The sequence below is a fragment of the Mesorhizobium sp. M2A.F.Ca.ET.039.01.1.1 genome, assembly GCF_003998035.1.
Classification (GTDB): domain Bacteria; phylum Pseudomonadota; class Alphaproteobacteria; order Rhizobiales; family Rhizobiaceae; genus Mesorhizobium.
In genome coordinates this window covers 1-3,899 of the sequence record NZ_RZRY01000590.1, presented here as the reverse complement: position 1 = coordinate 3,899, position 3,899 = coordinate 1, and the positions used below count along the sequence as shown (strand labels likewise).

General features: G+C 65.4%; 4 protein-coding genes and 1 pseudogene. All 5 read right to left on the bottom strand.

The genetic code is table 11. The features are described from left to right. Positions 1–331, bottom strand: a 331-nt coding sequence (locus EOA24_RS29950) for a biotin/lipoyl-binding protein (RefSeq protein ID WP_127410376.1), incomplete at its 3' end; no start/stop codon positions are given. Positions 332–532: 201 nt separating this feature from the next. Then, positions 533–1,306, bottom strand: coding sequence for a glucose 1-dehydrogenase (locus tag EOA24_RS29945; protein WP_126082250.1), 774 nt, complete (start codon positions 1,304–1,306; stop codon positions 533–535). A 5-nt stretch (positions 1,307–1,311) separates the two neighbouring features. Further along, positions 1,312–2,646, bottom strand: coding sequence for a dihydroorotase family protein (locus EOA24_RS29940; RefSeq protein WP_126082251.1), 1,335 nt, complete (start codon positions 2,644–2,646; stop codon positions 1,312–1,314). Between the two features lie 14 nt (positions 2,647–2,660). Continuing rightward, complete coding sequence (locus EOA24_RS29935) at positions 2,661–3,593, bottom strand: allantoinase PuuE (RefSeq protein ID WP_126082252.1); 933 nt, start codon at positions 3,591–3,593, stop codon at positions 2,661–2,663. 27 nt (positions 3,594–3,620) lie between these two features. Further along, positions 3,621–3,899: pseudogene (locus tag EOA24_RS29930) on the bottom strand (NAD(P)-dependent oxidoreductase); the annotation flags it as partial.

Below are 3,899 nucleotides of genomic sequence, written 5' to 3'. Positions count from 1 at the left end.
AGGCCTGATAGTCGCTGTCGTCGATGCGCAGAAGCACCGCGCCGGCCTCGACCGGCTGGTTGTCGGTGACGGCGACATCGGTGATGCGCCCGGCAATTTCCGCGCCGACCGTCACCGTGCGGGCGTCGATGAAGGCGTCGTCGGTCCATTCATAGTGGCGCGCGTTGAGCCACCAGATGACCACCGCCGCGATCACCAGCAGGATGAGGATGGCGATGATCGCCGCTATGTAGGGATGGCGTCTGATGGGGCCGAGCTTGTTGCTGTCGGACGGACTGTCATTCCCCTGCGCGTCTTGTGTGCGCGTATCGTCCGCGCGCTTGTTTTCCACGCGTTTTTCGTCGTCCGGCGGGCGTCGCTCGGCCCGGGGCCGAGCCCGCGTTTTCTCGGCGGGAGCGGGTTCGCGCTCTTTTCTTTCAGTTTTGGCGTCCAAGGCAACGGGTCCCAGATATCGTTGACCCCCTCGCAGCAGGGTCAACGAGCGTTTTCCGCAAAGGTTCCTGTCAAGGGATTTCGCGCCGGGGCCCGCTTGTCAGCCCGCCATCCAGCCGCCGTCCACCATCAGGTTGATGCCGGTGACGTAGCTCGCCATGTCGCTGGCGAGAAATAGCGCCGCGCCCGCCACGTCGTGCGGATGCCCGAGCCGTGGCCAGGGCGTACGGCGGCGCGAATAGTCGAGCGCATCGGGGTCGTTGGCGACGCCCGGCTTGCCGGTGATGATCTTGCCCGGCGCGATGGCGTTGCAGACGATCAGGTCGTCGGCATGGTCGACGGCGATCTGCCGCGTCATCTGCACGATGCCGCCCTTGCTTACCGAATAGGCAAGGTCGCCGGGACAGGCGACCATGCCGTGCTGCGAGGAGATGTTGATGATGCGGCCGCGCACCTCGTTGACCGGCGCCTGGGTGAGCATCTGCGTGACGGCGCGTTTGTTGCAGTAGAAAGAACCCGTCAGATTGACGCCGATGACGCGGTTCCATTGTTCCGGCGTGGTCTCGACCAGGTTGGTGCTGGTGTAGATCGCGGCATTGTTGACCATCACGTCGAGCCGACCGAAGCGATCGACGGTTGCGCCGACAAGCGCGTCGACGGCATTCCAGTCCGAGATGTCGGTCTTCATGTAGACGGCATTGCCGCCGGCGGAGCGGATCAACTCGACTGTGCTCTCTCCGCCCTCGATCGGCTGCTCCACCGTATCGGCAATTACGACGTTGGCGCCCTCGGCGGCGAATTTGAGCGCGATAGCGCGGCCGATGCCGGAACTCGCCCCGGTAACGATGGCCGTTTTGTTGGCAAGCAGGGCCATGGTGTTCAGCTCTCCCTCGTGACGATCTTGCCTTGCGCCGGACCGACCAGCCGCCCGTCGCGCACGATCTCGCGGCCGCGCAGGAAGACGTTGATCAGTCGCGCTTTGACGGTCCAGCCGTCGAAAGGCGTGTAGCCCGCCCGCGACACCTGATCGCCATTGGCGACGGTGCTGGATCGGCGCGGATCGAGGATGAGCAGATCGGCGTCGTATCCGGCGGCAATGCGTCCCTTGCGCCGGCCGAGGCCGAAGCGCTCGGCCGGGTTGCGGGCGCACATGCGCACCAGGTCGGGCAAGGCGATAAGCCCTTCGTCCACCAGCCTCAGCATGGTGGGAAGCAGCGTCTGCAGTCCCGGCATGCCGCCCGGGATGTCAGCGAAAGCCGCATAGGGCGCCGCCTTCTCGGCAGGAGCGTGCGGGGCATGATCGGTGGCGACGACGTCGATCAGCCCGGCACCCAGCGCGGCGCGCAGCGCATCGACATCGTGCGGCGAGCGCAAGGGTGGTGAAGCCTTCAGATTGGGGCCTTGCACCTCGTAATCCTGCGCCGTGAAGAACAGATTCTGTGGCGTGGTCTCGACGCTTGCGTCGGCCATGCCGCGCAGCCGGCTCCAGGTCTCGACGCCGAGTTCGGAGTTGATCTGCCGGACATGGACCTTCGCCTCAGCCGATGCTGCGGCGACAAGGGCGCGAGCGATGCCGTTGGCCTCCGCGAGCGGCGGCCGGCTGTCCAGGAAGGCGGCGATGCTGCGCGAGCGGTCGCGCGCGGAGCTGCCGGCCAGGATCGACTGGTCGCCGGGCGAGATGCCGACCAGCGTATCGGCGCCGGCGAACGCTTTCAGCGCCTGGGCGACGCTGTCGAGCGTTGCAAACAGGAATCCGTCCGGCACGTCGGCGGTAAAGAGCTCGAACGAGACCGGCGCGTGGTCGAGGAGGCGAGGGATGAGCAACAGATCGCGGCTGACCACGGCCTGCAGGCCGACATCGGCATGGATGCGGCCTTCTGCGATCGCCATTTTGTCGGCGAGTTGCTCGGCCGTGGCCGTCCAAGGCTCGTCGGTCGGCATGTCGAGCACGGTGGTCACGCCACCGAGCGCCGCCGCATGGGTGCCCGAGGAAAAGTCCTCCTTATGCGTCAGCCCAGGCTCGCGCAAATGCGCGTGCGCATCCACGAGACCGGGCAACAGGAAACAGCCGGAAGCGTCGATGACGGTTCTGGCTTCAGCGGCTTCCCCGGGTGCAATCAGCGCTACGACCTTGCCCGCGGCGATACCGACATCGCAGCGGCTCAATCCCTCGGCGTTGACCGCCATTGCGCTGCGGATCAGCGTCTCGAACAAGTCGTTGCGCTCCCTCAGCCGCGCTGCTCGAAGCGAGCATGATTGGCATGCCAGAAGCGCGCAATATCCTCGCGGCGCATGAAGGCGGCGCCGTCGCTTTGCTTGACATGCTCGATGACCTCGCGCAGGCCCGAGGCGCGGTTCGGCTGGCCCGTCCACCGGGCGTGGATGCCGATGGTCAGCATGCGGCCGCCGGTGTCGTCGGCTTCGGAGAGCATATAGTCGATGGCCGAGCGGCAATCCTCGGCGAAGTCGCGCGGATTGCTGTAGCCGGGCGCCACAAGGTAGCGGCTGTCGTTGAGCGCCTTTGAGTAAGGGACGACCAGGATTTCCGTGTCCCGGTGGTCAAGGAAATAGGGCAGGTCGTCATTGCAGGGATCGGAGTGGTAGAGGAAGCCGCCTTCCTCGACCAGCAGGTCGCGGGTGTTGACGCTGGGCAGCGAGCGGCAGTTCCAACCCAATGGGCGCTTCCCAAGCAGCCTTTCGTAGAGAGCAATCGCCTCGTGCAGATGGCGTTCTTCCTCATCTCGCTCCATCACCGTGTAGTCGATCCAGCGCAGGCCATGCCCCATCAGGTCGTGCCTTCGCGCTTTCATCCACTCGACCAGAGGCGGATTGCGCTCTAGCGCCACGGCGCAGGCGGAAAAGGTGACCGGAATGTCGTAGCGGTCGAAGAGCCTGGCCAGGCGCCAGACGCCGGCACGGCTGCCATATTCGTAATGCGTCTCGGTGCCGAGGTCGCGCACCGGCATGCTGCCGGTGAGATTGTATTCGCCCCAATTGTCGTTGCGGCCGTCTTCCAGCCAGTTGTACTCCGACCCTTCCTCGTAGTTGAGCACGAGGTTGACGGCGAGCTTGGCGCCGCCCGGCCAGGTGACGAAGGGCGGGTGAGGGCCGTAGCCGACAAAGTCGCGCGGCTGCTGCGCTTGCTGCGGATCGGTCGGCATCGGCTGGTCTCCTCTGATCTCGTTGGCTCAATTCTCGTTGGCAGCAATCCAATCCATGTAGGCGTGAAAGGCTTCCTTGCCGGGGCGCGGCCGCCATTCCGTGTCGCGCATGATGCGGGCGATGTCATAGGCGCCCCACATCCCGCCTTTCAGCGTCACATCCTGGACGATATTGGTGTCTTCGCCCGGCGTCACCTCGGCCTTCAGTCCCGGCACGCGCTCCCTTGCCCAGCCGATGATCTCGCCGATGGTCTGGCTGGAGCCGGAGCCGATGTTATAGTGGCGGTAATTGAGGCCTGGTGCATC